The organism is Wenjunlia vitaminophila DSM 41686 (genome assembly GCF_000380165.1).
GTDB classification, from domain to species: domain Bacteria; phylum Actinomycetota; class Actinomycetes; order Streptomycetales; family Streptomycetaceae; genus Wenjunlia; species Wenjunlia vitaminophila.
This window is the reverse complement of sequence record NZ_KB904654.1, coordinates 50191-76144: the sequence shown is the minus strand read 5'-3', so window position 1 is coordinate 76144 and position 25954 is coordinate 50191. Positions and strand designations below refer to the sequence as shown.

The following is a 25954-nucleotide window of genomic DNA, read 5'->3' as shown; positions in this document are numbered from 1 at the left end:
TGGTCGCCCGGTCCCTCCAAGGCCGGGCGCCCGCCCGGCCCGGCGCCACGGCGGCGGCGCCCGGGCCCCACCGCGTACCCTGTGCCGTGAGATGAGTGCCAGAACTTATGCGGTCCGCACCTACGGCTGCCAGATGAACGTCCACGACTCCGAACGCCTCTCCGGCCTTCTGGAGGACGCCGGTTACGTGCGCGCGTCCGTGGAGGACGAAGCGGACGTCGTGGTGTTCAACACCTGCGCGGTGCGGGAGAACGCCGACAACCGGCTCTACGGGAACCTGGGCCGGCTCGCCCCGATCAAGTCCGGCCGGCCGGGGATGCAGATCGCCGTCGGGGGCTGCCTGGCGCAGAAGGACCGGGACACCATCGTCCGGCGGGCCCCCTGGGTCGACGTGGTGTTCGGCACCCACAACATCGGGCACCTGCCGACGCTCCTGGAGCGGGCCAGGGTCAGCGACGAGGCGCAGGTGGAGATCCTGGAGGCGCTGGAGACCTTCCCCTCCACGCTGCCCACCCGCCGTGAGTCGGCGTACGCGGCCTGGGTGGCCATCTCGGTGGGGTGCAACAACACCTGCACCTTCTGCATCGTCCCCGCGCTGCGGGGCAAGGAGAAGGACCGCCGCCCGGGCGACATCCTCGCCGAGGTGCAGGCGCTGGTCGCCGAGGGCGTCATCGAGGTCACGCTGCTGGGGCAGAACGTCAACGCCTACGGTTCCGACATCGGCGACCGCGAGGCGTTCTCCAAGCTGCTGCGGGCCTGCGGCCGGGTCCAGGGCCTGGAACGGGTCCGTTTCACCTCCCCGCACCCGAGGGACTTCACCGACGACGTGATCGCCGCCATGGCCGAGACCCCGAACGTCATGCACCAACTGCACATGCCGTTGCAGTCGGGGTCGGACCGGGTGCTGAGGGAGATGCGCCGCTCCTACCGGCAGGACCGCTACCTGGGGATCATCGAGAAGGTGCGGGCCGCCATGCCGGACGCGGCCATCTCCACCGACATCATCGTCGGCTTCCCCGGTGAGACCGAGGAGGACTTCGAGCAGACCCTGCACGTGGTCCGCGAGGCGCGGTTCGCGCAGGCCTTCACGTTCCAGTACTCCAAGCGCCCGGGCACCCCCGCCGCCACGATGGACGGGCAGGTGCCCAAGGAGGTCGTGCAGGAGCGGTACGAACGGCTGGTGGCGACGCAGGAGGAGATCTCCTGGGAGGAGAACAAGAAGCAGGTCGGCCGCACGGTCGAGGTGCTGGTCGCCGAGGGCGAGGGCCGCAAGGACGACGCCAGGGACCGGCTCTCCGGGCGGGCCCCGGACAACCGGCTGGTGCACTTCTCCCGGCCCGACGACACCGGCGCGGGCCCCGGTGCGCCCAGGCCCGGGGACATGGTCACCGTGGAGATCACCTACGCCGCCCCGCACCACCTGTTGGCCGAGGGGCCGGTCCTGGCCGTGCGCCGCACCCCGGCGGGCGACGCGTGGCAGCGCCGCACCGGTTCCCCGTCCGCGCCCCGGGGCGTCCTGCTGGGCCTGCCCACCGTGGGCGCGCCGGCCGCCCCTCCGGCCGCCGGGCCGGGCTGCGGCCCCTGCGGGGAGTGAGGGCCACCGATGCTGGTCGCCGCCGCCGTCTGCCCAGCCACGCCGTTGCTCGTGCCCGAGGTGGCGTCCGGGGCCGCCGGGGAACTCGCCGGGCTCCGTGCCGCCTGCGGGCGGGCGTTGACCGGCCTCGCCGCGGCCCGGCCGGACCGCCTGCTGGTCGTCGGCCCGGCGGAGCCGGACGAACGCGGACCGCACGCCCAGGGCGCCGTGGGATCGTTCCGCCCCTTCGGGGTCGACCTGACGGTGCGGCTCGGCGAGCCGGCCGAGGGGACCGTGGCAGAGCCCGCCGGGGGAGCCCGCCGGCTTCCGTACGCGCTCGCGGTCGCCGCCTGGTTGCTGGGTCAGCGGGGCGGGTGGGCCGGTCCCTGCGAGGGCCTCGGCGTGGGTGAGCCGCTCGCCCCCTCCGAGTGCCTGCGGGTGGGCCGGGAGCTCGCCGCGCCCCCCGGACGGCTGGCGCTGCTGGTGATGGGTGACGGCAGTGCCTGCAGGGAGCCGGGTTCGCCCCGGGCCGAGGACGCCCGCGCGGTGGCGTTCGACGAGCGGGTCGCCGCCGCGCTGGCCGCGGCGGACGTCGAGGCGCTCGCCGGGATCGACGCGGAACTCGCCGCGGAGTTGCAGGTAGCCGGCAGGGCGCCCTGGCAGGTGCTGGCGGGTGCCGCGGCGGACGCGCGGCTCACCGGACGCCTGTTGTGCCAGGACGCGCCGTACGGGGTGGGTTACTTCGTGGCGTTGTGGAGCTGACCTCTCGGCCCTCCCGACGGCCCCGCGCGGGAACGGGCTGACTGCGCCGGGGTGTGCGCGGCGATCGCGGAACCTCGGCTCCGCAACCGCCGTGCACACCCCGGCGGCCAGAAAAAGCGGGCGAATCGCTCTTTTCTCCACATCCTACGCCGGTCCCGCCCCGGACGCCCTCCGGGGGGCCCGCCTGGCAGGACCGCTGATTTGTCAGACTGGGGGCGTGAGCAGCAACCTCCCCCGTGTGATCGCGGTCGTCGGCCCGACGGCCGCCGGCAAGTCCGACCTGGCCGTGGCGCTCGCCCGGAGGCTGGGAGGAGAGGTGATCAACGCGGACTCCATGCAGCTCTACCGCGGCATGGACATCGGGACGGCCAAACTCACCGAGGAGGAGCGGCAGGGCGTGCCGCACCACCTGCTGGACATCTGGGACGTCACCGAGACCGCCAGCGTCGCGGAGTACCAGCGCCTCGCCCGGCAGGAGATCGACCGGTTGCGGGCGACCGGGCGGACCCCGGTGCTCGTGGGGGGCTCCGGGCTGTACGTGCGCGGGGCCATCGACGCGCTGGAGTTCCCCGGCACCGACCCCGACGTGCGGGCCCGTCTCGAGGCCGAACTGGCCGAGTGCGGATCCGGGGCACTCCACTCCCGCCTGGCCGGACTCGACCCCGAGGCGGCGGGCGCGATCCTGCCAAGCAACGGCCGCCGGGTGGTGCGGGCCCTGGAGGTGATCGAGATCACCGGCCGGCCCTTCACCGCCACCATGCCGGGGCACAGCGCCGTGTACGACGCCGTCCAGATCGGGGTGGACGTGCCCCGCCCGGAACTTGACCGGCGCATCGCGTCGCGAGTGGACCGGATGTGGCAGGCCGGTCTGGTGGACGAGGTGCGGGGCCTGGTGCGCCTCGGGCTCCGCCGCGGGCGTTCCCGCACCGCCTCCAGGGCGCTCGGCTACCAACAGGTCCTGGCCCACCTGGCCGGGGAGTGCGACGAGGAGGGGGCCCGCACGGAGACCGTTCGGGCGACCAAACGGTTCGCCCGCCGACAGGACTCCTGGTTCCGCCGGGACCCGCGGGTGCACTGGTTGTCGGCCCGGGGCGAGGCGCTCCACGAGCGGGCTCTCGACCTGGTCGAACACGCGGTCACAGCCTGATCACGTGATGGCTACGGGACGTTCCCCCGGGGGTGCGTGTCATCGCCGGCATGCCATCATCGACGCGGCGGAACGGCCCCTACGAGTTCCCCGATCGAGCGACGCATGTCGAGGCTGGAGGGCGCGTGGCGATGGAGGCCAGCCCTCGGAACAGTACCTACGGGGACGAGCCGGACCGGGCCCCCGACGAGCTGTCCGCCGTCAACCCGACCGCAGCCGAAGGCCTGGCCGAAGGCGTCATGGTGTCGGGCGTCGTGGAGATTCCCGGAGTGGCACCGGACGACGTCATGGCTGCCGCGGACGTCCCGGACGTCCACGAACTCCGCCCCGAGCGGCGCCTGCGGATCTGGGAGGCGGCGCCCATCGGTGCCGTGGCGGTGCTGGGCTCGTTGATGTTCGCGTTCCCGCTGGCGTTCGGCGACGGGGGCCGGGTGGTCGCCATGCTCGGGCTGCTGCTGTGCGCTTGTTCCGCCGGCTCGGGGATCATGGTGGCCCGCCGGCTCCGCCACACCTGGCCCGGGATGCCCGAGCGCGGCTCGGACAGCCGGCCCGACTGGCGGTACGTCGCCGCCTACCTGGCCCTCGGGGTGCTCCTCGGGGTCCTCACCATCTGGCGGGTGTCCCGGCTTCAGTAGCCCCCGCGCACCGGCACGGACGGGCCGGGGCCGGTGCGAAACGTATCCTTGAACCGTGAGCGACCAAGCACCACCTCCCGCGCCGATCCCCTTCCTCAAGGGACACGGCACCGAGAACGACTTCGTCATCGTCCCGGACCCCGACGGGCTGCTCGAGCTGTCCGCGGGGACGGTGGCCCTGCTGTGTGACCGCAGGGCGGGCGTCGGCGGGGACGGACTGCTGCGGGCGGTGCGTTGCGCCGCACACCCCGAGGCCGCCGGCATGGCCGCCGAGGCCGAGTGGTTCATGGACTACCGCAACGCCGACGGCAGCGTGGCCGAGATGTGTGGCAACGGCATCCGGGTCTTCGCCCGCCACCTCGCCGAGGCGGGCCTCGTCCCGGCGGGTGACCTGGCCGTGGCCACCAGGGCCGGGGTCAAGCACGTGCACCTGGCCAAGGCGGAGCCGGACGGGACGCCCGGGGAGATCACCGTGGACATGGGGCCCGCGGTGCTCCCGGAGAGCGACGGCATCGAGGTCGCCGTCGCCGGGCACCGCTGGCCGGCCCGGAAGGTGGACATGGGGAACCCCCACGCGGTCGCCTTCGTCGACGACCTCGCGCACGCCGGCGACCTGCTGACCCCGCCCCGGGTCACCCCCGCGACGGCCTTTCCCGCCGGGGTGAACGTGGAGTTCGTGACCGAGGTCGGCGTCCGTCAGGTGGCCATGCGGGTGCACGAGCGCGGATCCGGCGAGACCCGCTCCTGCGGGACGGGTGCCTGCGCGGTGATGGTCGCCGCGGCGCGCCGGGACGGGCTCGACCCCCGGGCCACCGGCCGTCCGGTCACCTACACCGTGACACTGCCCGGGGGCCGACTGGTGATCACCGAGCGGGTGGACGGCGGGGTGGAGATGACCGGTCCCGCGGTGATCGTCGCCCGCGGTGAGATCGACCCCGGCTGGTTGTCCGGGCGGCTGGCCCGGGGGCGTTGACGGGGCGGGCCTGCTGGACGGTGAGTCAGGCGCCGGGTCCGGTGCCACTCCCGGCCCTGGCGTCCGCGTTCGGATTCCCCGTCAGTCTCCTTGCCCGCGTTGGCCATCGCCTGATGGGGTGATGTGGCTCACTCCCACCGAGAGGCGGCTCGCGCCGCATGGTGGGGTCGGTAGCATCAAGCACCGACGGTGGCCGCCCATCGCCGGTGATCGCATGCCGGAGGAGCCCATGGGCGTCATCGACCGCAATCCCGCGCAAGCGTCGGACTCACCCACCCCGCCCTCGTCGGTCACGCCGTCGGGCCCGCAGGGTGCTTCGGGTTCCGCACGGGAGCCCCACCGTGCTCCCCCCACCCGCTGGCGGGCCAGGAGCGTGGAGCTGCGCAGGCTGGGCCGCGCCGCCGTCCTGGGGTCGGGACGCCAGCCCAGGGTTCCGGACGCGTTGGAGCACATCGTCAAGGTGCACCGCGGTCACCACCCCAGGGCGGACCTCGAGGCGCTGCGCCGGGCCTACCTGCTGGCCGCCTCCTCGCACAGCGGTCAGATGCGCAAGAGCGGCGAACCGTACATCACCCACCCGCTCGCCGTGACCATGATCCTGGCCGGGCTCGGCGCGGAGACCACCACGCTGGTGGCGTCGCTCCTCCATGACACCGTCGAGGACACCGACGTGACGCTGGAGCAGGTGGGCGCGGAGTTCGGTGAGGAGGTCCGCTACCTGGTCGACGGGGTCACCAAGCTCGAGAAGGTGGACTACGGCGCGGCGGCCGAGCCGGAGACCTTCCGCAAGATGCTGGTGGCGACCGGCAACGACGTCCGGGTCATGGTGATCAAGCTCGCCGACCGGCTGCACAACATGCGGACGATCCGTCACATGAAGCCGGCGAGCCAGGTGCGGATCGCCAAGGTCACCCGCGAGGTGCTGATCCCCCTCGCCGAACGGCTGGGCGTCCAGGTGATCAAGACGGAGCTCGAGGACATCGTCTTCGCCACCCTGCACCCCCAGGAGTACTCCGCCACCCGGGAACTGATCGAGCGGCACGAGGCCGCGCCGCAGCCGCTCCACGCGGTCGCCGAGCGGGTGCGGCAGGTGCTGCGGGAGGCGAGGATCGACGGCGAGGTGACGATCCGGGCCCGGCACTGCCTGTCCGTGCACCGGTTCCGCCGCAAGCAGGGGGTGGCGCCCGGCGATCTCGGCCCCTTCGACTTCGCGCGGCTGCTGGTGGTCGTGGAGGAGGACGCCGACTGCTACGCGGTCCTGGGCGAGCTGCACACCTGCTTCACCCCCGTGATCGCCGAGTTCAAGGACTTCGTCGCCGCCCCCAAGTTCAACCTCTACCAGTCCCTGCACACAGCGGTCGCCACCCCGGAGGGCGGGATCGCCGAGGTGCTCGTCCGCACCAGACGCATGCACCGAGTGGCCGAGACCGGGGTCGTGGCGCTGGGCAACCCCCACTCCGCGGCCAACGACCCCGAGCAGCCGGCGGACGGCGAGCGCGGCGACCCCACCAGGCCCGGTTGGCTCTCCCGGCTCCTGCAGTGGCAGCGCGACGCCCCGGACACCGACACCTTCTGGTCCGCGCTGCGCGAGGAGCTCGCCGAGGACCGACAGATCGCGGTCTTCACCCCCGACGGCCGCACGGTCGAGCTGCCGGCCGGCGCCACCTGCGTGGACGCCGCCTACGCACTGGGGGAGCAGACGGGTCACCGGTGCATCGGCGCGCGCGTGAACGGCAGGCTGACCGCGCTGGCGACGGTCCTGCGCACCGGTGACGTCCTGCACCTGCTGGTCTCGTCCGACGAGTCCTCGGGGCCCTCCGCGGACTGGATGGACTACGCCCGCACCCCGGCCGCCCGGATCGCGATCAGCCGCTGGCTCCAGGCCCATCCGCAGGCCCCGGCCGAGCCGCCCGCTCCGGCGCGATCCGGGGAGCCCGGGCGTGCGAAGAGACGCAGACGCGCCCTGGTCGGCGGCCACGGCGACTACCGCGCCCCGGCGGTGTCCGTGGCGGTGCCGGGCCGGCCGGACGTACAGGTACGGCTCGCCCGCTGCTGCACCCCGGTTCCCCCGGATGCCGTGACCGGCTTCGTGACCAGGGGCGGGACCGTGGCGGTGCACCGGACCGAGTGCGCGGCGGTGCAGGGCATGCGGGCCAGCGGGCGGGCCCCCGTCGCCCTGGACTGGGCGCACGGCGCGGGCTCCGGGCTCCGGGTCACCGTGCGGGCCGAGGCGCTGGGCCGGCCCCGGCTGCTGGCCGACCTCACCGAGGCCATCGCGGCGGCGGGGGTGGCCATCGTCTCCGCGGCCGTCGAGCCGCCCAAGGAGCTGCGGGTCCGGCACACCTACACCGTGGAGCTGCCCGCGGCGGACGCCCTGCAGCCGTTGATGCGGGCCATGCGGGACGTTCCCGGGGTGTACGACGTCTACCGGGTGCGGCGCAGCTCCCGGGCGGTGAACGCAGAGGAACGGGGCTGAGGACGGCGTCCCGGGCCTGTCCGGGCGCGCCGCGCCGTCGGAAAACTGCGTGACGTGACCCCCGGCGCGTGCGACGATCGTCCGGACGACACGGTGCCGCGGGCGGCCCGGGGCCGAGGGGTTCCGCGGGCGCTCACGGGGAATCTTTCCCAGCAGTGCGGCGTTGTGCCCATCGATGGGTTCTCCATCCTTCCTCCGTCTCCCAGCCAAAGGACACAATGACCTCGGTTCTTTACCCAAGCCACCCCAACAGCGGCGACAAGGGCGCGGCGGCCGGGAAGCGCGGCGGCCGACTCCCGGAAGACCTCCGTGCGGAGGCGTTGATGGACGACGAGTTCAGCCACGCCGACGAATGGGACGGCGAGCAGTTCGACCGCACCGACCGGGCGGCCCTGCGTCGGGTGGTGGGCCTGTCCACCGAGCTCGAGGACGTCACCGAGGTCGAGTACCGGCAGCTCCGTCTGGAGCGGGTGGTGCTCGTCGGCGTGTGGACCTCGGGCACCGTCGAGGATGCCGAGAACTCCCTCGCGGAGCTGGCGGCGCTCGCCGAGACCGCGGGCTCCCTGGTGCTCGACGGCGTCATCCAGCGCCGCGACAAGCCCGACCCGGCGACCTACATCGGCTCCGGCAAGGCCCAGGAGCTGCGGGACATCGTGGAGGCCACCGGCGCGGACACCGTGGTGTGCGACGGCGAGCTGACCCCGGGCCAGCTCATCCACCTCGAGGACGTCGTCAAGGTCAAGGTCGTGGACCGGACCGCGTTGATCCTGGACATCTTCGCCCAGCACGCCAAGTCGCGCGAGGGCAAGGCCCAGGTCTCGCTGGCCCAGATGCAGTACATGCTGCCGCGGCTGCGTGGCTGGGGTCAGTCACTGTCCCGGCAGATGGGTGGCGGTGGCTCCGGTTCCTCCGGAGGCGGCATGGCCACCCGCGGCCCCGGTGAGACCAAGATCGAGACTGATCGTCGCCGGATCAACCAGAAGATGGCCAGGCTCCGGCGGGAGATCGCGGCCATGAAGACGGGGCGTGACCTCAAGCGTCGCGAGCGCAGGCAGAACAGGGTGCCCTCGGTGGCCATCGCCGGGTACACCAACGCGGGGAAGTCCTCCCTGCTCAACCGGCTCACCGGCGCGGGCGTGCTGGTGGAGAACGCGCTGTTCGCCACCCTGGACCCGACCGTGCGCAGGGCGCAGACGCCCAGCGGGCGGGTCCACACCCTCGCCGACACCGTCGGATTCGTCCGGCACCTGCCGCACGACCTGGTGGAGGCGTTCCGCTCCACCATGGAGGAGGTCGCCGACGCCGACCTCATCCTCCACGTGGTGGACGGTGCGCACGCCGAGCCGGAGGCCCAGCTCGCCACCGTGCGTGAGGTGATCCGCGAGGTGGGCGCCTCCGAGGTGCCGGAGATCGTGGTGATCAACAAGGCTGACGCGGCCGACCCCGAGGTGCTGCGGCGGCTGCTGCGGCTCGAACCGCACGCGGTGGCCGTCTCCGCCAGGACCGGCGAGGGCATCGAGGAGCTCCGGGCCCGGGTGGACGCCGAGCTGCCCCGCCCGTCCACCGAGGTGGAGGCCCTGGTGCCGTTCACCCGCGGAGACCTGGTCTCGCGGCTGCACGTCGAGGGCGAGCTCCTGCTCGAGGAGCACACCGCGGACGGCACCCGGATCAGGGCCATGGTGGACGAACTGCTGGCCAGTGCCCTGGCCCCGTACGCGGTGGCCACCCAGCGGTAGCCCGGGCGGGAGCCGCCCCACGGCTGACGCACGCACACGGCGGCCCGGCCCCCTCAGGGGGCCGGGCCGCCGTGTGCCGTTCCGGGCCGCCTGGCGATCGGTGCCGGGCACGGTGTCCGCACCCCGGCACCGGTGCCTAGGGCCTGTCTGATAAATCCCGCCTGGGTCGTGACGCCTGGCACGCACGCTCGCTGCGTTGTCGGGATCGTCCATGTACGCCCAGTACGAGGACGACCCTCCGCCTTGCGATCGCACGCACCAGACGCCGCGACCCCCGCCCTCCGGGCGGACGGCGCTACTCATCAGACAGGCCCTAGCTGTCCGCGAACTTGTCGCTGATCTCCTGGTAGACGCCCTGGGCCACCTCGCCCAGGTACGGGCCGGCCAGCCAGGTGTTGTCGTTGGGGCCGATCGAGGTGTTGCTGACCAGTGCGGGCTTCCCGTCCTCGCCCAGGGTGACCCAGCCGCCACCGCTGGAACCGCCAGTCATGGTGCAGCCGATGCGGACCATGGTCGGCGCGGACTCGTCCAGCGACAGTTTGGTGCCGGTGTCGTCGCAGCGGTGCATGATCTGCCCGTCGAACGGGGGCGCCGCCGGGTACCCGTACGCGGTCACGCCCTTGCGCAGCGAGTCCCAGGGGGCGTCGAACCACACCGGGAGGGCGTTGCCCACCGTTTCCTCGAGGGACTTGTTGCTGCCGTTGACCGGCACCACCTTCAGCACCGCGTAGTCATAGGACGCCCCCGCGCCGCCGGTGCTTGCGCCCTGCTCGATCCACTGGTCCGAGGTCTGCACCCATTCCGCCCAGTAGGCGCCGTAAGGGGACAGGTCGTCCTCGGTGACCTCGTTGTTGATGGGGTCCTGCCCCTTGTTGTTGTACGCCGGGACGAACTGGATGTTGCGGTACCAGCCGCCCTCGGTGCCCCCGTGCACGCAGTGCCCCGCCGTCCACACCAGGTTGCTCTTGCCCGGGTGCGCCGGGTCCTTGATCACCGTTCCCGAGCACACCGCTGGACTGTCCGGCGTGTCGAAGAAGATCTTCCCGATGGGCGCGGCGTGGTCGGTGTACGGCGTCTCCACCCGCTGCGCCTCCACCGGGTCGGGTACCGGGTCGGTGGTGTCCTGACCGTCGCCGCCACCATCCTTGAGGTCGAACTCCATGTCGAGGGGCACCGCCTGCTGCATCCGGGCCGCGTCCCACAGGTCCTTCACCAAGGGGTTCTTGAACGCGTCCTGGGCGGCCTCCTTGGCCCAACCCTCCCAGTCGTCCCACCGCCAGTCCTTCAACTGGTCGAGCGTGGTGGGCAGTCCGTCAGGGAGCTTGAAGTCCTCCTTGGCGTCCTTGCTGGCGGAGGCGCCGCCACTGGTGTCAGAGCCGGCACTGTCGTCCTCCGGCCCGCAGGCGGTCGCCACCAGCAGCGCGGTGACCACGCCACAGACGGCTGCGAGTCGGCGTATCGATGACATCGGGTGAGATCCCCCTGGTTGAGACGTGCTGTTTCCCCCGGTGCGGAGGAACGAGCCTCCTAACTATGCCGGTGTCCCCGGGGACGGTGGTACGCGGGTGCACGGTTCCCGACGCGGAACGCTGCCCGGTTCGACACCCGTGATCGGACGTGGTGTCACTCGTTGGTCCCCGCGAACGGGGCGCGGAGCGTAACCTGACGTCCTGGCCTCGTCGCACCCCGTAGCGGGAAGTGAGTCACGCGCCGTCTCCCAAGTGGGGTCCCGTGCGGGGTGGTTCCACCACGCGGCACCGCACCGTCCCGCCAGGACCAGTACGGCAAGGAGCCCTTGAGGAGTGACCTGATGAACGCCACCCCCGACACCTCCGCCCTGACGCTGCCGGCACAGCGGCCCCGCGCCACGCCCCCACGGCCGGCTCCCCACGAGCCGTCAGGTCCCCTCCCCCCGTCGGGCGCCGGCGACCGGTCGGGCCCCGGTGAGCCGGCCGGTCGCACCGCCTCGACGGAAGCCCGGGGCGCGGTGCCCGACCCCCGCCTCCAGGTGGGCCGCCGGGACTGGTTGGCCCACCCCGACCCGCACACCGCCGCGGACGCGGCCACGGTGGAGAACCTGCTGCGCTGCTGGATCAGGGAGACCCACCCCGTCCAGCCCGGCGACGGCGTCCTTCGTGTGCCGCTGCCCACCAGCGGCACCGCCCTGCACGCCCGGATCCGCTACTGGTCGCCCACCGGCCACCACCGGTTCTCCCGGGTCCTGCTCGACGGGGGCGCCCCCGCCGACGCCGTCACCGTCGCGGCCCTGTTGACCCGCGAGGCCCTGGCCGGGAGCGGCGCCGCCCCCGCCGCCCGGCGGCACCGCCTCGACCTGGTGGCCAGGGTCGCCGACTCGGTGCGGCTCACCGCGAGGTTCCTCGAGGAACGCCGGGCCGAGCCCGCGGCGGCCGCCAGAACCCCGTTCCTCGACGCCGAGCAGGCGCTGGTCCTGGGCCACCCGCTGCACCCCACCCCCAAGAGCCGGGACGCGCTGGACGACACCGGGGTCCGCGCCTACTCCCCGGAGCTGCGCGGCTGTTTCCCGCTGCACTGGTTCGCGGTGGACCGCTCCGTCCTGGCAGCGGACTCGGCGTGGACCCGCCGGGGGCGGGTGGTTCCCGCCGAGCATCTCGCCGCGGAGCTCGCCGGCCCGTCGTTGCCCCTGCCCCCGGGCACCGTGCCGCTCCCGGTCCACCCCTGGCAGGCCGCACACCTGACCAGGCAGCCGCGGGTGCGGGCCCTGGTCGAGCGGGGCCTGCTGCACGACCTGGGCCCCGCAGGCGACCCGTGGTACCCCACCTCCTCGCTGCGCACCGTGCACCGTCCGGCCTCCGAGGTGATGCCCAAACTCTCCCTCGCCCTGCGGATCACCAACTCCCGTCGGGAGAACCTGCCCAAGGAGTTGTGCCGGGGACTCGAGGTGCACCGGCTGTTGCGGACCGGCCTGGCCCGGCAGTGGCACGCCGCGCACCCGGGGTTCGACGTCGTCCGCGACCCCGCCTGGCTCACGGTGGCCGATCCCGAGCCGGACCCGGGTTTCGCGGTGGTGCTGCGGAACAACCCGTTCCGGCCCGGGGAGGACGTCGTCTGCGTCGCCGGACTCACCGCGCCCCGCCCCTGGCCCGGTCGCCCCGCGACCGAGCTGCGCTCCCGGCTGGCGGTGCTGGTGAGCCGCCTGGCCGCGCGCACCCGACGCCCGGCCCCCGCGGTCGCCACGGAGTGGTTCCTGCGCTACCTCGACCGCGTCGTCCTGCCCGTGCTCTGGTTGGACGGGGAGGCCGGCGTCGCCCTGGAGGCCCACCAACAGAACACCCTGGTCCGCCTCGACCGCGACGGCTGGCCGGTGGGTGGTGCGTACCGGGACAACCAGGGCTACTACTACCGCGAGTCCCGCCGCGAGGACCTCCAGACCCGGCTCCCGGGCATCGGCACGGCCAGTGACACCTTCGTCGCCGACGCCGTCGCCGACGAGCGGTTCGCCTACTACCTGGGGATCAACAACGTCCTCGGCCTCATCGGCTCGTTCGGCGCGCAGCGGCTCGCCGACGAACGGGTCCTGCTGGCCGCCTTCCGCCGTTTCCTCACCGGCGCCGCGGCCGGCCGGTCCACCTTCCCCGCACGTCTGCTCGACTCACCCACCCTGCGCTGCAAGGCCAACCTGTTGACCAGGCTGCACGGCCTGGACGAACTCGTCGGCCCGGTGGACGGGCAGTCCGTCTACGTCACCGTGCCCAACCCGCTCGCCCGGGGCGCGGAGTGACCGGGGGGCAGCGGCGGCAGGGCTGTGGGACCGGCGTGCGGGTCCCGGGCCCCGGGACCGGCGACGCCGATCCGCTGGACGACGTCGCCTCCTGGGGGTCCGCCAGCACCCGCCGCGGAACGTTCACGCTGGTGCCGGTGGACCTCTCCCGCGACCTGGACCTGATCACCGGCTGGATGAACGACCCCGCCGTCGCCGCGTTCTGGGAGCTCGCCGGGCCCGCCGACGTCACACGCGCCCACCTCGCCGCCCAACTCGACGGCGACGGCCGCAGCGTGCCCTGCCTCGGGGTGCTCGACGGCGTGCCGGGGAGCTACTGGGAGCTGTACCGGGCGGACCTCGACCCGTTGGCCGGCCACTATCCCGCCAGGCCGCACGACACCGGCGTGCACCTGCTGCTCGGACGGACCGCCGAGCGCGGCCGGGGGCTGGGCACGACGCTGCTGCGAGCGGTGGCCGACCTGGTGTTCGACCACCGCGCCCGGTGTGAGCGGGTGGTCGCGGAGCCGGCCGTGGAGAACACCCCGTCCGTCGCTGCCTTCCTCAACGCGGGCTTCCGCTACTCCCAGGAGATCGAACTCCCCGACAAACGGGCCGCTCTGATGCTGAGGGAACGGCCGCTGCGCCACCTGCTCGGGCCACCGCCCTGAGCCACCGCCGCCGAGCCCCGAGCACCGGTTCCACCCGTGAGTCCCGACACCGAGGAGACACCGTGCCGCTCTTCCGTCCCGACCACCTCACCGGAACGAACTGGCGCACCGCAGGGCGGGGGATGCTCGCCAAGGCCCTGGCCGAGTTCGCCTACGAGGAACTCCTCCACCCCCTCGCCAGGGACGGCGCCGCCGGGCCCGGCGGCGCCCGCGAGTACGAGGTCAGGCTGGAGTCCGGCGTGGAGTACCGGTTCCTGGCCCGCCGCGGTGCCTACGGGAGCTGGCGGGTGGCCCCGGACTCGGTGCGCCGCGACGGCCGACCAGCGGACGACCCGTTGACGTTCCTGCTGGACGCCCGCACCACCCTGGGCATCACCGACGACACCGCGGGACACCTGGTCCGCGAACTGTCCGCCACCCTCGTCGCGGACACCCGGCTCCTCGCCCAGGCGCCCACCGTGGCCCAACTCGCCCGCTACGAGTACGCCGACCTCGAGGGCCACCAGACCGGCCACCCGTGGATCGTGCCCAACAAGGGACGCCTGGGGTTCTCCGCCTCCGACGCCCACCACTGGGCGCCGGAAGCGCTGCGCCCCACCCGGCTGCCGTGGATCGCCGTGCACCGCGACATCGCCGAGTACCGCGGCGTGCCGGGGCTCGACGCCGACCGCCTCTACGCGCAGGAGCTGGCCCCCGCCACCCGGGAGGGCTTCGCCGCGGCCGTCCGCGACGTCGGCGGGGACCCGTCCCGCTACCTCTGGCTGCCGGTACACCCCTGGCAGTGGGACGAGACCCTGCTCCCACTGTTCGCCGCCGATGTCGCCGACTACCGGATCGTCCCCCTGCCGGAGGACCCGGACCTGCGCCTGCCCCAGCAGTCCGTGCGCACCTTCCTCAACGTCAGCCGGCGGCACCGCAGAACCGTCAAACTGCCGCTCTCCGTCCTCAACACCCTGGTCTGGCGCGGGCTGCCGACCGAGCGCACCCTGGCCGCCCCGGCCGTCACCTCCTGGGTGCTGGCGCTCCGCGACGCCGACCCGTTCCTGCGGGACGAGTGCCGGGTCGTGCTGCTGGGCGAGACCGCGTCGATCGCCGTCCGTCACCGGGCACTCGAGGACGTCCCCGGCGTTCCCTACCAGTACCGCGAACTGCTCGGCGCCATCTGGCGGGAGCCGGTGGACGTGCACCTCGAGCCGGGGGAGCGGGCCCGCACCCTGGCCGCCCTGCTCTACACCGACGGCGCCGGACGCTCCTTCGCCGCCGAACTGGTGGCCCGCTCGGGGCTCCCCGCGACGGAGTGGACACGCCGGCTGTTCCACGCCCTGCTGCCGCCGCTGCTGCGCTTCCTGTACCGCTACGGCCTGGTGTTCTCCCCCCACGGCGAGAACACCATCGTGGTGTTCGACGACCACGACGTGCCCGTCCGGCTCGCCGTCAAGGACTTCGTGGACGACGTCAACGTCAGCGCCGCACCCGTTCCCGAACTCACCGCCATGCCCGACGACGTGAGCGCGGTCCTGCTGCGCGAAGCACCGGAGTTCCTGCCGCAGTTCATCCACTCGGGCCTCTTCGTCGGCGTCTTCCGCTACCTCGCGCCGCTCCTGGCCGACCAGGCGGGGCTCCCGGAGGACGCGTTCTGGGCCCTGCTGCGGGAGGAGGTCCTGGCCCACCACGAGCGCTTCCCCGAGCTTGCCGACCGGTTCGACCAGTACCCGCTGCTCTCCCCGAGGATCGACCGGCTCTGCCTGAACCGCAACCGACTCCTGCTCGACGGCTACCGGGACCGGCCGGAGCGCCCCCACGCCGCGGTCCACGGGACGGTTCCGAACCCCCTGTTCGCCCCCGCTCCCCACGCGGTGTCGGACCGGGGACATAGGGTGGACCAGCTATGACCGAACCCGCACTCACCGAGCTCCTGCGCGCCGCCGTCACCGCCGTGGGCGGGGTGGAGCGCCCCGGCCAGGTGGCGATGGCCGAGGCCGTCGCCCACGCGGTCAGGAACGACGAGCACCTGTTGGTGCAGGCCGGCACCGGCACCGGCAAGTCCCTGGCCTACCTCGTCCCGGCGCTGGCCCACGGCGAGCACGTGGTGGTCGCCACGGCGACGCTCGCCCTCCAGCGGCAGCTCGTGGAGCGGGACCTGCCGCGCACCGTCGAGGCGCTGCATCCGGTGCTGCGCAGGCGTCCGGAGTACGCCATGCTCAAGGGCCGTTCGAACTACCTCTGCCTGCACCGGGTGCACGAGGGCGTGCCGCAGGACGAGGGGGACGGCCTGTTCGACCCCATGGAGTCCGTCGGCGGTCCCTCGAGCAAGCTGGGCAAGGACCTGCTCAGGCTGCGGGACTGGGCGGACGAGACGGAGACCGGGGACCGTGACGACCTCACCCCCGGCGTCTCCGACCGGGCCTGGGCGCAGGTCTCGGTCACCTCCCGGGAGTGTCTGGGCGCGACCAGGTGCGCCTACGGAGCCGAGTGCTTCGCCGAGGCCGCCCGGGAGCGGGCCAAGCTGGCCGACGTGGTGGTCACCAACCACGCGCTGCTCGCCATCGACGCCATCGAGGGTGCCCCCGTGCTGCCCGGGCACCAGATGCTGATCATCGACGAGGCGCACGAGCTGGTGTCCCGGGTCACCGGCGCGGCGACCGGCGAACTCACCCCGGCCGGGGTGAACCGCGCCGTCAAGCGGGCCGCCAAGCTCGCCAACGAGAAGGCCGCCGACGCCCTGCTCACCGCGGCCGAGGGGTTCGAGCGGATCATGGAGCTGGCCCTGCCGGGCCGGCTCGAGGAGATCCCGGAGGACCTGGCCTACGTACTCGCCGCGCTGCGCGACGCCTGCCGGGCGTGCATCACCTCCCTGGGCGAGGTCAAGGACGCCTCCGTCGACGACGCGGTGCGCAAGCAGGCGCTGGCCTCGGTCGAGGGCGTGCACGCCACGGCGGAGCGGATCTGCGAGGGCTCCGAGTACGACGTCGTCTGGTACGAGCGCCACGACCGTTACGGCGCCTCCCTGTGCGTGGCCCCGCTGAAGGTGTCCGGGCTGCTGCGGGAGAAGCTCTACGAGGACCGTTCCGTGGTCCTGACCTCGGCGACGCTCAAGCTCGGCGGCGACTTCACCGGGGTCGCCGCGTCCCTCGGGCTGGCCCCGCAGGACCGGCTGCCGGACCAGCCTCCGGAGACGGACGCGACCGGTCCCGAGGGAGCACAGGAGGCCGGGGGAGCCGACGGGCCGTGCTGGAGGGGCATCGACGTGGGGTCGCCGTTCTCCTACCCCAAGCAGGGAATCCTCTACGTCGCCCGGCACCTGTCACAGCCCGGCCGGGACGGGACGCGCGCCGACATGCTCGACGAGTTGGCGGATCTGATCGAGGCGGCGGGGGGCCGCACCCTGGGGCTCTTCTCCTCCATGCGGGCGGCCCAGGCGGCGGCCGAGGAGATGCGGGGTCGGCTGGACCACCCCGTGCTGCTCCAGGGAGAGGAGACGCTGGGCGAGCTGATCCGCACCTTCGCGTCCGATGCGGGCACCTGCCTGTTCGGCACCCTGTCGCTGTGGCAGGGGGTGGACGTTCCGGGCTCGGCGTGCCAACTGGTGGTGATGGACAGGATTCCCTTCCCCCGTCCGGACGACCCGCTGATGAGCGCGCGGGCCAAGGAGGCGGAGCGGGCCGGGGGGAACGGGTTCATGGCGGTGTCCGCCACCCATGCCGCCCTGCTGATGGCCCAGGGGGCGGGTCGCCTGATCCGGGCGGCACAGGACCGCGGGGTGGTCGCGGTACTGGACCCCAGGCTGGCCAACGCCCGCTACGGCAGTTTCCTGCGCGCCTCCATGCCCGACTTCTGGTACACGCTCGACCGCAACCAGGTCCGCCGCTCGCTCGCCGCGATCAACGCCAGCGCCCCGCCTCCGCACCCGGTCGCCGCGCGCACCGCCCAGCCCGTGCCCTGACCCGTGTCCGCCCCGCCCCGTCCTTCGGGGCCGGGAGGCACCGCCCACCACGGCGCCGGTGCCTCCCGTACGCCTCCGTCACGAGCCGGAGCGCCGACCCTCAGGGCGGACGAAGGGCCGGAGGTGGTCGGCGGCGATCCGCAGCCCGACCGTGGTCCTGTCGAGCGTGCCGCCCCACACGGGGTCCTCGTGCTCCACGGCGACCGTGCCGTCGTAGTACGCCCGGTGGAGCACGTCGACGAGGTGGTTCCAGTCGAGGGAGCCCCGGCCCGGGACGCGGTAGCCCCACCACCCCACGTCCGTCGGCCCGGTCCGTCCCACCGTCTTGCCGAAGACGCCGTAGCGGGTGCGTGCCTGCTCGTCGATCTCGATGTCCTTCGCCTGGACGTGCGCGACCATGCCGCGGCGCAGGGCGTGCCGCAGGGCCGCGACGGGATCGATGCCCAGCCACGGCAGGTGGGACGGGTCATAGGTGAGGAGGAAGCCGGACCCCGGCCCTCCGAGGTCGAACATCCAGTCCCACAGTTCGGGGGAGTAGGCGAGGTTGCCGGGGTACCCGTCGGGGCTCCAGCCCTCCATTGGGCAGTTCTCGGCGAGCAGCCGGACGCCGCGTTCCGCCGCGTACTCCAGCAACGGCAGCAGGAGGTGTTCGGCCCGTTGCAGGTTCTCGGCCACCGACCTCGTGAAGTCGCGCCCGACGAAGGTGCTGACGTGGGGGACCCCGAGGGTGCTCGCGGCGTCCACGCAGGCCCGCAGGTGGCGGTGGATGCGGTGGCGTTCCTCGTCGTCGTGATGCAGGTTGTTGTCGCAGTAGGTCACGGCGGGGATGGTGAGGCCGTGTCGGTCCATCAGCTCCCGGACGCGCTCGGCGTCGGCCTCGGAGAAGTGGGTCACGTCCAGGTGCGCGGTGTGGTGGCCGCGGCCACTCGGCCAGGCCGCCACCTCCAGCGCCTCGTAGCCGGCACCGGACGCCCAGGCTGCGGCTTCGTCGAGGGAGAGCCAGGGCAGACACGCGGTGAGGAGTCCAAGTCGCATCGGTCCTCCGTCGGTCGGGGAGCAGGCGGGTCACCGTCGAGGGGGGCGGGCCGTCGCTTGTCCTGGGCGGGCGACGAACGGCCGGAGGCCGGCAGGGGGAGGGCCCCGAAGGAGGGAGTCCCGGGCAGCAGAAAGGCTCCGGGCATCGCTCCCGGAGCCTCAGTGCTGGGGTGGCTGCTGGATGGGGTTGCTGGGACGGGGCCGGTCGTGGGCGGGGCGGTCCACGGAGGACCGGCCGACGCGGGACGCAGCCCGCCGTCCGCAGGTCACACCCGGCGTAGGACCGCGACGACCTTGCCGAGGATGGTGGCCTCGTCGCCCGGGATCGGCTGGTAGGAGGCGTTCTGCGGCATGAGCCAGATGTGGCCGCTCTCCCGCTTGAACCGCTTCACCGTGGCCTCGCCGTCCAGCATCGCGGCCACGATGTCGCCGTTCTCCGCCACCGGCTGGCGGCGGACCGTCACCCAGTCGCCGTCGCAGATGGCTGCGTCGATCATGGAGTCGCCGACCACCTTGAGGACGAACAGCTCGCCGTCACCGACGAGCTGGCGGGGGAGCGGGAAGACGTCCTCCACGGACTCCTCGGCGAGGATCGGCCCGCCGGCGGCGATCCTGCCCAGCAGCGGGACGTAGGAGGCGGCAGGCTTGCCCGCGGTGTCGGGAGCCTGGGTGTGCGGTGCGTCCGCGCCCCTGACCTCGTAGGCGCGGGGCCGGTGTGGGTCACGGCGGAGGAAGCCCTTGCGCTCGAGCGCCATCAGCTGGTGGGCTACCGAGGAGGTGCTGGAGAGCCCCACCGCCTGCCCGATCTCCCGCATGCTCGGCGGGTAGCCCCGGCGCTGTACGGAGTCGCGGATGACCTCGATGACCCGGCGCTGCCGGTCGGTGAGGCCGGAGCTGTCGGCGCGGATGCCCGGTGGACGACCGGGGAGCGAGCGAGCGGGCTTTGCGGGATCGTCGGCCGGCGCGGGCTCGTGCGCCCGCTCTGGGGAGTGGTCCTGAACGGTCATGGTGGCGATGTCCGTGGTGGTCATGGCGGCCCCTCTCGAGATGTTCTCCCGCTAAGACAACGGTAGTTGGTTTCGAAAGGTTGCGCCAAACACACGTTCGAGTGAATTTCCCTGAACGCGCTGACTGGATCACGGTGACTGGTGTAATGGTTCCCGGGAATTCGGCGGCTCTGCATTGCCTGTAGCCGGCAGATTCGACGGTCGCTCCATTCGGGAGTTCCGGGATTCCGCCAAGCGCTTCCCAGTGGTTTCCGGCTCCTTCTCCGGCCGGGTGTCACCGCGCTCTTCCGCCCTTTCCGTTCCGACGGACCGTGCCCGTCACCGTTCCTCCTCGCCGTGGACGCGGATTCCCCGCGCCCCCGGGGCGGCGTCCGCGCCGCGGGCCGCACGTTGTCCGGCCCCGGCGTCGAAGCGTCCTCCGGCGGCCCGGGTGCGTCGTGTGCGCCACCCGACACCCGGCGCCGCCCCAGGGTACCCGCCCCGAAGGGCGTCGCGACACGTGTACTCACCGTTACCGTGGTCCCCGTGTGTCGTGGAGGGGGCGGGCTCCCGTAGGCTCGTGCCGGCCACGGCGGTACGGTGCGGTGAGTCGTCGCCGACCGTGGTCGCGTCCACCACATCTAGTGGTTGGATGTGAGTGACACCCCAGAAGTTGTGGTCGTGGGTCCCAAGGGGCGCCTCGATCGCCTATGCTGGGAGTCCCCGGGAGGGCGCGTTCGCGCCCCGTGCCGGGCGGCGTAGCCGTGCCCTACCCGCACACGTGGAGTAAGGGTCGCGGTGGCGGTAACAACGACATGCAAGCGACCGAACCAACGGCGACCAGAGCCGCTCGGGCCCCCGGGCCGTCGGCCGCACGGAGGGAGAGTAATCGTGCACTGCCCCTTCTGCCGGCACCCGGACAGCCGTGTCGTGGACAGCCGCACCACCGACGACGGCACCTCCATCCGTCGCCGCCGGCAGTGTCCCGACTGCGGCCGCCGCTTCACCACGGTGGAGACGGCGTCGTTGATGGTGATCAAGCGCAGCGGGGTCACCGAGCCGTTCAGTCGCGACAAGGTCATTGCCGGAGTGCGGAAGGCGTGCCAGGGCCGCCCGGTCACCGAGGACGCCCTCGCGCTGCTCGGCCAGCGGGTGGAGGAAGCGGTGCGCGCCACCGGCCGGGCGGAGCTGCCCGCGCACGACGTGGGCCTGGCGATACTCCGGCCGCTGCGTGAACTCGACCTGGTCGCCTACCTCCGGTTCGCCTCGGTCTACCAGGCGTTCGACTCGCTCGAGGACTTCGAGGCGGCGATCGAGGAACTGCGCGCCGAGCATCCCCGCGAGCCCGGGGTCAGCGACGCGGCGGACGGCCCCCCAGCCCCCGTCCGCCCGCGGTCGGAGTGACCGACCGCACCTCACAGACGTGCCCGACGGCAGCGCCGTCGCGGCGGACAGACGGACATCAGCACGGTGCCCCGGAAGGACAACGGCGGCACAGTAGGGCGTTTGTGCCCGAAGGAGGCGGAATGACAGAGACGACGAGCGGCCCGGCACGCGGATCCAAGTCGCGTTCGAGGTCCGGTGGAGCGTCCTCCAGAAAAGGGCTACGCATGCAGCGCATCCACACCACCCCTGGGACCCACCCCTACGACGAGGTGGTCTGGGAGCGTCGCGACGTCGTCATGACGAACTGGCGGGACGGCTCGGTCAACTTCGAGCAGCGGGGCGTGGAGTTCCCCGACTTCTGGTCGGTCAACGCGGCCAACATCGTCACCAGCAAGTACTTCCGCGGCGCGGTCGGCACCCCGCAGCGCGAGTCCAGTCTGCGGCAGCTCATCGACCGGGTGGTGCGCACCTACCGTGCGGCGGGCGAGGAGCACGGCTACTTCGCCTCCCCGGCCGACGCCGACATCTTCGAGCACGAGCTGACGTACGCCCTGCTGCACCAGGTGTTCAGCTTCAACTCGCCGGTGTGGTTCAACGTGGGCACGGCCCAGCCACAGCAGGTCAGCGCCTGCTTCATCCTGGCCGTCGAGGACTCCATGGAGTCCATCCTGGACTGGTACAAGGAAGAGGGGATGATCTTCAAGGGCGGCTCGGGCGCCGGCCTGAACCTCTCCCGCATCCGGTCCTCCAAGGAACTGCTCTCCTCCGGCGGCAACGCCTCCGGTCCGGTTTCGTTCATGCGCGGGGCCGACGCCTCCGCCGGAACGATCAAGTCGGGCGGTGCCACCCGCCGGGCGGCCAAGATGGTCGTGCTCGACGTGGACCACCCGGACATCGAGGACTTCATCGAGACCAAGGTCAAGGAGGAGGAGAAGATCCGTGCCCTGCGGGACGCGGGCTTCGACATGGACCTGGGCGGCGCGGACATCACCTCCGTGCAGTACCAGAACGCCAACAACTCCGTGCGGGTCAACGACGCGTTCATGATGGCCGTGGAGAACGGTTCCGACTTCGGACTGACGGCCAGGATGACCGGCGAGGTCATCGAGAAGGTGGACGCCAAGAAGCTGTTCCGGCAGATGGCCGAGGCCGCCTGGGCGTGCGCCGACCCCGGCATCCAGTACGACGACACGATCAACCACTGGCACACCTGCCCGGAGAGCGGTCGGATCACCGCGTCCAACCCGTGCAGTGAGTACATGCACCTGGACAACTCCTCGTGCAACCTCGCCTCGTTGAACCTGATGAAGTTCCTCAACGACGACGGACAGGGGCACCAGAGCTTCGACGTCGCGCGGTTCTCCAAGGTCGTCGAGCTGGTCATCACGGCGATGGACATCTCCATCTGCTTCGCCGACTTCCCCACCGAGAAGATCGGCGAGACCACCCGGGCCTTCCGCCAGCTCGGCATCGGCTACGCCAACCTCGGCGCGCTGCTGATGGCTACGGGACACGCCTACGACTCCGACGGCGGGCGTGCCCTCGCCGGTGCCATCACCTCGTTGATGACCGGCACCGCCTACCGACGCTCGGCCGAACTGGCGTCCGTCGTCGGCCCCTACCAGGGCTACGCCCGCAACGCCGAACCGCACCAGCGGGTCATGCGGCAGCACGCCGAGGCCAACACCGCGGCCAAGCGCGTGGACGACCTGGACACCCCCGTGTGGGCCGCCGCCACCGAGACCTGGCAGGACGTGCTGCGCCTCGGGGAGCAGCACGGTTTCCGCAACGCACAGGCCAGCGTGCTCGCCCCGACCGGCACCATCGGGCTGATGATGGACTGCGACACCACCGGGGTCGAGCCGGACCTGGCCCTGGTGAAGTTCAAGAAGCTGGTCGGCGGCGGCTCGATGCAGATCGTCAACAACACCGTCCCGCGCGCCCTGAAGCGGCTCGGCTACCAGGGCGAGCAGGCGGAGGCGATCGTCGCCTACATCGCCGAGCAGGGCAACGTGATCAACGCCCCCGGGCTGAAGTCGGAGCACTACGAGGTCTTCGACTGCGCCATGGGCGAGCGGTCGATCTCCCCGATGGGCCACGTGCGGATGATGGCCGCGGTCCAGCCCTGGATCTCGGGTGCCATCAGCAAGACCGTCAACATGCCGGAGAGCGCGACGGTCGAGGATGTCGAGGAGATCTACTTCCAGGGGTGGAAGCTCGGCATCAAGGCGCTGGCCATCTACCGGGACAACTGCAAGGTCGGCCAGCCGCTCTCGGCGAAGAAGAACGAGAAGGCCAGCGCGACGACGGAACCGTCCGTGGAGTCGGGGCCGGCCACCGTCGAGAAGGTCGTCGAGTACCGCCCGGTGCGCAAGCGGCTGCCCAAGGGCCGCCCGGGCATCACCACCTCGTTCACCGTCGGCGGAGCCGAGGGGTACATGACGGCCAACTCGTACCCGGACGACGGCCTGGGTGAGGTCTTCCTGAAGATGTCCAAGCAGGGATCGACCCTCGCGGGCATGATGGACGCCTTCTCCATCGCCGTCTCGGTGGGCCTCCAGTACGGCGTTCCCCTGGAGACCTACGTCTCGAAGTTCACCAACATGCGGTTCGAGCCGGCCGGTCTGACCGACGACCCGGACCTGCGGATGGCCCAGTCCATCGTGGACTACATCTTCCGGCGGCTGGCGCTGGACTTCCTGCCGTTCGAGACCCGCTCGGCGCTCGGCATCCACTCCGCCGAGGAGCGTCGTCGGCACCTGGAGACCGGCTCCTACGAGCCGTCCGCCGACGAGGTGGACGTCGAGGGCCTCGCCCAGTCGGCCCCGCGCCAGATCGAGGTCCGTCGCCCCCAGGCCCCCCAGCCGGAACCCCCGGCCGCGGCCCAGCCCCCGGCGACCGGTGAGCCCGCCCCGTCCGCCCCCAAGGAGGCGCACAACTCCACGGAGCTGGCCGAGATCCAGCTCGGTCTCAGCGCGGACGCCCCGCTGTGCTTCTCCTGTGGCACCAAGATGCGGCGGGCGGGAAGCTGCTACCTGTGCGAGGGCTGCGGTTCCACCAGCGGTTGTAGCTGAGTCCGACCAGCCCAGCGTGTCCCCCGGTCGCTGAGTCCCGGGCGAAGCGCCAACTGACGGCGGTGTGACCCGCCCGTGTGTCCCCTCGGAGCCAGACGCTCCGAGGGGACACCTGTGTGATCACCGGGGGTGAGTGCCGGCAGACGGTCGTGTCCGACACCGCCGGGCCTGATCCACGTGCGGCTGGTGGGCATCAGGGACGGCCGGGTCCGACAACACCAGCCAACGCGCGCAGACCAGCAACGACGTCGGCCCCGGTGGGGGCCTGGTCGGCGTCGGTGAGCCACTGCGTCATCAGGCCGGAGAGCAGGGCCATCTGCACGGCGCCCAGCGTGCGCGCCGTGTCGTCGCCGACCGCGTCGTCCTCGACTCCGCAGAGGACGGCCGCCAGGCCGCGCCGCCCCTGGGCCTGGCCCCCGGCGAGGTAGCGGCGCAGCTCCTCGGAGTGCTCGGCCTGGGTGACCGCCTCGATCGAGGCGAGCCACAGGGCGCGGTGCGTGGAGAAGGACTCGATGATCCGGTCCCACATCGCCTCGTAGCGCTCCGCGGGCGTGGCTCCCTCCGTGCCGAAGCTGGCCAGGGTGCGACCGACGCGGGTGCCCCATTCGTCGATGGCGTCGATGAGCGCGGCGTTGAGCAGCGCCTCGCGGGAACCGAAGTGGTAGCCGATGGCGGCCATGCTGACGCCGCCCGAGGCGGCCGCGATGTCGCGGACGGTGGTGCGGGCCCAGCCCTTCTCCTCCAGGCAGCGGCGGGCTCCGGCGAGCAGGTCTTCGCGATTTCCCATGGCCGGAGGCTACTCAGGAGTGAGGCGTACGCACAACGCGCTCGTCTTAGTCATATGCCTTACTCGTTCGCCTTAGGCGCTCGTCTTGCGCAAATGCCCAATTCCTCTTACGCTCGTTCCATCGCCACCGACAAGGGGGATTCCCCATGAACACCAGCGCCGCGAACACCGCCGCGACACGCGCCGGCCTCGCCATCGACGGCCGTCTGCTGTCCTATCTCGACTTCGGTGGGACCGGCCGCCCGATCGTCGCGCTGCACGGACACCTGTCCGAGGGCGCCTCCTTCGCCCACCTCGCCCAGGCGCTGGGGCCCGACTGGCGGTTGACAGCTCCGGACCAGCGCGGCCACGGGGAGTCCGACCGCGCCGCCGACTACTCCCGGGAGGGCTACCTCACCGACATCGAGGCCCTCCTGGACCACCTGGGGCTGGACCGCGTCGTCCTGCTCGGGCACTCCCTCGGCGCCATCAACGCGTACCAGTTCGCCGCCCGCCACCCCGAGCGCGTCACCGCGCTGGTCAACGTCGAGGGCGCCGCGTCGCTCGGCCTGGAGGGGCCCAACCCCTTCGCCTTCCTGCTCAACCAACCCCACCGGGCGCCCACCCGTGAGGCGCTGCTCGCGGGCCTCGGCCCGGCCGCGCCCTACGTCGCCGACCGGCTCCGGGAGGACGCGGACGGCACCTGGCGGCTGCCCTTCCACCCCCGGGACATGTACCAGTCCGAAGAGCTCGTCCACGGCGACCACTGGGCGGACTGGACGGCCACCGGCTGCCCGGCCCAACTGATCCACGGCACCAGGGGCATCATCCCGGCGGAGCAGGTCCGGGCCATGGTTGAGCTCCGTCCCGGCACCGCGCCGGTCCAACTCGACGCCGACCACCTCATTCCCACCACCGCCCCTGACGCCTTCGCCGCCGCGGTCAGGGCCTTCCTCGCCACGGTCTAGGCCAACACGTCCGGGGCACCCGGCTCACCTTCCCCGTTGCCTCCTCGGCCTGCCCGCGGGGACGCGAAGCCTCCCCCGTGGCCC

The 25954-nt window shown here is 72.5% G+C and carries 18 protein-coding genes; 14 read left to right on the top strand and 4 right to left on the bottom strand.

The genetic code is table 11. The features are described 5' to 3' along the window. Positions 1-91: 91 nt before the first annotated feature. The 7 genes from miaB to hflX all read left to right on the top strand — a co-directional run bounded on the left by miaB (position 92) and on the right by hflX (position 9302). The gene (gene miaB, locus A3IG_RS0107050; protein ID WP_026219981.1) at positions 92-1594 is read left to right on the top strand and encodes a tRNA (N6-isopentenyl adenosine(37)-C2)-methylthiotransferase MiaB; all 1503 of its coding nucleotides are present in this window, start codon (positions 92-94) and stop codon (positions 1592-1594) included. A 9-nt stretch (positions 1595-1603) separates the two neighbouring features. Next, positions 1604-2335 carry a class III extradiol dioxygenase subunit B-like domain-containing protein gene (locus A3IG_RS0107045; protein WP_018382843.1) on the top strand — a complete coding sequence of 244 codons (732 nt, stop codon included), beginning with the start codon at positions 1604-1606 and terminating at the stop codon, positions 2333-2335. A 217-nt stretch (positions 2336-2552) separates the two neighbouring features. After that, on the top strand, positions 2553-3482 hold the full coding sequence (gene miaA / locus A3IG_RS0107040) for a tRNA (adenosine(37)-N6)-dimethylallyltransferase MiaA (RefSeq protein WP_018382842.1): 930 nt from the start codon (positions 2553-2555) through the stop codon (positions 3480-3482). 125 nt (positions 3483-3607) lie between these two features. After that, on the top strand, positions 3608-4117 hold the full coding sequence (locus A3IG_RS0107035) for a hypothetical protein (protein WP_018382841.1): 510 nt from the start codon (positions 3608-3610) through the stop codon (positions 4115-4117). A 55-nt stretch (positions 4118-4172) separates the two neighbouring features. Then, complete coding sequence (dapF, locus tag A3IG_RS0107030; RefSeq protein WP_018382840.1) at positions 4173-5090, top strand: diaminopimelate epimerase; 918 nt, start codon at positions 4173-4175, stop codon at positions 5088-5090. A 229-nt stretch (positions 5091-5319) separates the two neighbouring features. Further along, positions 5320-7566 (top strand): RelA/SpoT family protein, encoded by a 2247-nt coding sequence (locus tag A3IG_RS0107025; RefSeq protein ID WP_051087410.1) that lies wholly within the window; start codon positions 5320-5322, stop codon positions 7564-7566. A 323-nt stretch (positions 7567-7889) separates the two neighbouring features. Continuing rightward, a complete protein-coding gene (hflX, locus tag A3IG_RS0107020; RefSeq protein WP_018382838.1) occupies positions 7890-9302 on the top strand; it encodes a GTPase HflX in 1413 nt (470 codons plus the stop codon). Positions 9303-9615: 313 nt separating this feature from the next. Here the strand turns inward: hflX and A3IG_RS0107015 are convergent, their stop codons facing one another. Next, positions 9616-10770: a trypsin-like serine peptidase gene (locus A3IG_RS0107015; RefSeq protein ID WP_040910975.1), complete on the bottom strand. Its 1155-nt coding sequence runs from the start codon at positions 10768-10770 to the stop codon at positions 9616-9618. A gap of 342 nt (positions 10771-11112) precedes the next feature. Between A3IG_RS0107015 and A3IG_RS0107010 the strand changes: the two genes are divergently transcribed. The 4 genes from A3IG_RS0107010 to A3IG_RS0106995 all read left to right on the top strand — a co-directional run bounded on the left by A3IG_RS0107010 (position 11113) and on the right by A3IG_RS0106995 (position 17655). Further along, complete coding sequence (locus A3IG_RS0107010; RefSeq protein ID WP_018382836.1) at positions 11113-13062, top strand: IucA/IucC family protein; 1950 nt, start codon at positions 11113-11115, stop codon at positions 13060-13062. Further along, positions 13059-13712 (top strand): GNAT family N-acetyltransferase, encoded by a 654-nt coding sequence (locus tag A3IG_RS0107005; protein WP_407701014.1) that lies wholly within the window; start codon positions 13059-13061, stop codon positions 13710-13712. The genes A3IG_RS0107010 and A3IG_RS0107005 overlap by 4 nt, the downstream gene beginning before the upstream one ends. A 122-nt stretch (positions 13713-13834) precedes the next feature. After that, positions 13835-15604 carry an IucA/IucC family protein gene (locus A3IG_RS0107000; protein WP_051087413.1) on the top strand — a complete coding sequence of 590 codons (1770 nt, stop codon included), beginning with the start codon at positions 13835-13837 and terminating at the stop codon, positions 15602-15604. Then, positions 15601-17655 (top strand): ATP-dependent DNA helicase, encoded by a 2055-nt coding sequence (locus A3IG_RS0106995; protein WP_018382833.1) that lies wholly within the window; start codon positions 15601-15603, stop codon positions 17653-17655. Before A3IG_RS0107000 ends, A3IG_RS0106995 begins: the two co-directional genes overlap by 4 nt. A 78-nt stretch (positions 17656-17733) precedes the next feature. Here A3IG_RS0106995 and A3IG_RS0106990 read toward each other — a convergent pair whose 3' ends face one another. Both A3IG_RS0106990 and lexA read right to left on the bottom strand, forming a co-directional pair. Continuing rightward, a complete protein-coding gene (locus A3IG_RS0106990; RefSeq protein ID WP_018382832.1) occupies positions 17734-18690 on the bottom strand; it encodes a sugar phosphate isomerase/epimerase family protein in 957 nt (318 codons plus the stop codon). Positions 18691-18956: 266 nt separating this feature from the next. After that, the gene (gene lexA / locus A3IG_RS0106985; RefSeq protein WP_018382831.1) at positions 18957-19721 is read right to left on the bottom strand and encodes a transcriptional repressor LexA; all 765 of its coding nucleotides are present in this window, start codon (positions 19719-19721) and stop codon (positions 18957-18959) included. 846 nt (positions 19722-20567) lie between these two features. Here lexA and nrdR point away from each other — a divergent pair. Both nrdR and A3IG_RS0106975 read left to right on the top strand, forming a co-directional pair. Beyond that, positions 20568-21080 carry a transcriptional regulator NrdR gene (nrdR, locus tag A3IG_RS0106980; protein WP_018382830.1) on the top strand — a complete coding sequence of 171 codons (513 nt, stop codon included), beginning with the start codon at positions 20568-20570 and terminating at the stop codon, positions 21078-21080. 122 nt (positions 21081-21202) lie between these two features. Further along, positions 21203-24136 carry a vitamin B12-dependent ribonucleotide reductase gene (locus A3IG_RS0106975; protein ID WP_026219979.1) on the top strand — a complete coding sequence of 978 codons (2934 nt, stop codon included), beginning with the start codon at positions 21203-21205 and terminating at the stop codon, positions 24134-24136. Positions 24137-24329: 193 nt separating this feature from the next. Here A3IG_RS0106975 and A3IG_RS0106970 read toward each other — a convergent pair whose 3' ends face one another. Continuing rightward, the gene (locus A3IG_RS0106970; RefSeq protein ID WP_018382828.1) at positions 24330-24923 is read right to left on the bottom strand and encodes a TetR/AcrR family transcriptional regulator; all 594 of its coding nucleotides are present in this window, start codon (positions 24921-24923) and stop codon (positions 24330-24332) included. A gap of 146 nt (positions 24924-25069) precedes the next feature. On the opposite strand from A3IG_RS0106970, the gene A3IG_RS0106965 reads away from it, so the two are divergent. Continuing rightward, entirely contained in the window at positions 25070-25870 is an 801-nt protein-coding gene (locus A3IG_RS0106965; RefSeq protein ID WP_018382827.1) for an alpha/beta fold hydrolase, read from the top strand. The last annotated feature ends 84 nt before the right edge of the window (positions 25871-25954 follow it).

Bases quoted from the DNA above. Each gene is read 5' to 3' on its own strand.
- A3IG_RS0106970 (WP_018382828.1), bottom strand. From the start codon at position 24,923: ATGGGAAATCGCGAAGACCTGCTCGCCGGAGCCCGCCGCTGCCTGGAG.
- lexA (WP_018382831.1), bottom strand. From the start codon at position 19,721: ATGACCACCACGGACATCGCCACCATGACCGTTCAGGACCACTCCCCA.
- hflX (WP_018382838.1), top strand. From the start codon at position 7,890: ATGGACGACGAGTTCAGCCACGCCGACGAATGGGACGGCGAGCAGTTC.
- A3IG_RS0107000 (WP_051087413.1), top strand. From the start codon at position 13,835: ATGCTCGCCAAGGCCCTGGCCGAGTTCGCCTACGAGGAACTCCTCCAC.
- A3IG_RS0107045 (WP_018382843.1), top strand. From the start codon at position 1,604: ATGCTGGTCGCCGCCGCCGTCTGCCCAGCCACGCCGTTGCTCGTGCCC.
- A3IG_RS0106965 (WP_018382827.1), top strand. From the start codon at position 25,070: ATGAACACCAGCGCCGCGAACACCGCCGCGACACGCGCCGGCCTCGCC.
- A3IG_RS0107010 (WP_018382836.1), top strand. From the start codon at position 11,113: ATGAACGCCACCCCCGACACCTCCGCCCTGACGCTGCCGGCACAGCGG.
- A3IG_RS0107015 (WP_040910975.1), bottom strand. From the start codon at position 10,770: ATGTCATCGATACGCCGACTCGCAGCCGTCTGTGGCGTGGTCACCGCG.
- A3IG_RS0106990 (WP_018382832.1), bottom strand. From the start codon at position 18,690: ATGCGACTTGGACTCCTCACCGCGTGTCTGCCCTGGCTCTCCCTCGAC.
- A3IG_RS0106995 (WP_018382833.1), top strand. From the start codon at position 15,601: ATGACCGAACCCGCACTCACCGAGCTCCTGCGCGCCGCCGTCACCGCC.
- A3IG_RS0107025 (WP_051087410.1), top strand. From the start codon at position 5,320: ATGGGCGTCATCGACCGCAATCCCGCGCAAGCGTCGGACTCACCCACC.
- A3IG_RS0106975 (WP_026219979.1), top strand. From the start codon at position 21,203: ATGACAGAGACGACGAGCGGCCCGGCACGCGGATCCAAGTCGCGTTCG.
- miaB (WP_026219981.1), top strand. From the start codon at position 92: ATGAGTGCCAGAACTTATGCGGTCCGCACCTACGGCTGCCAGATGAAC.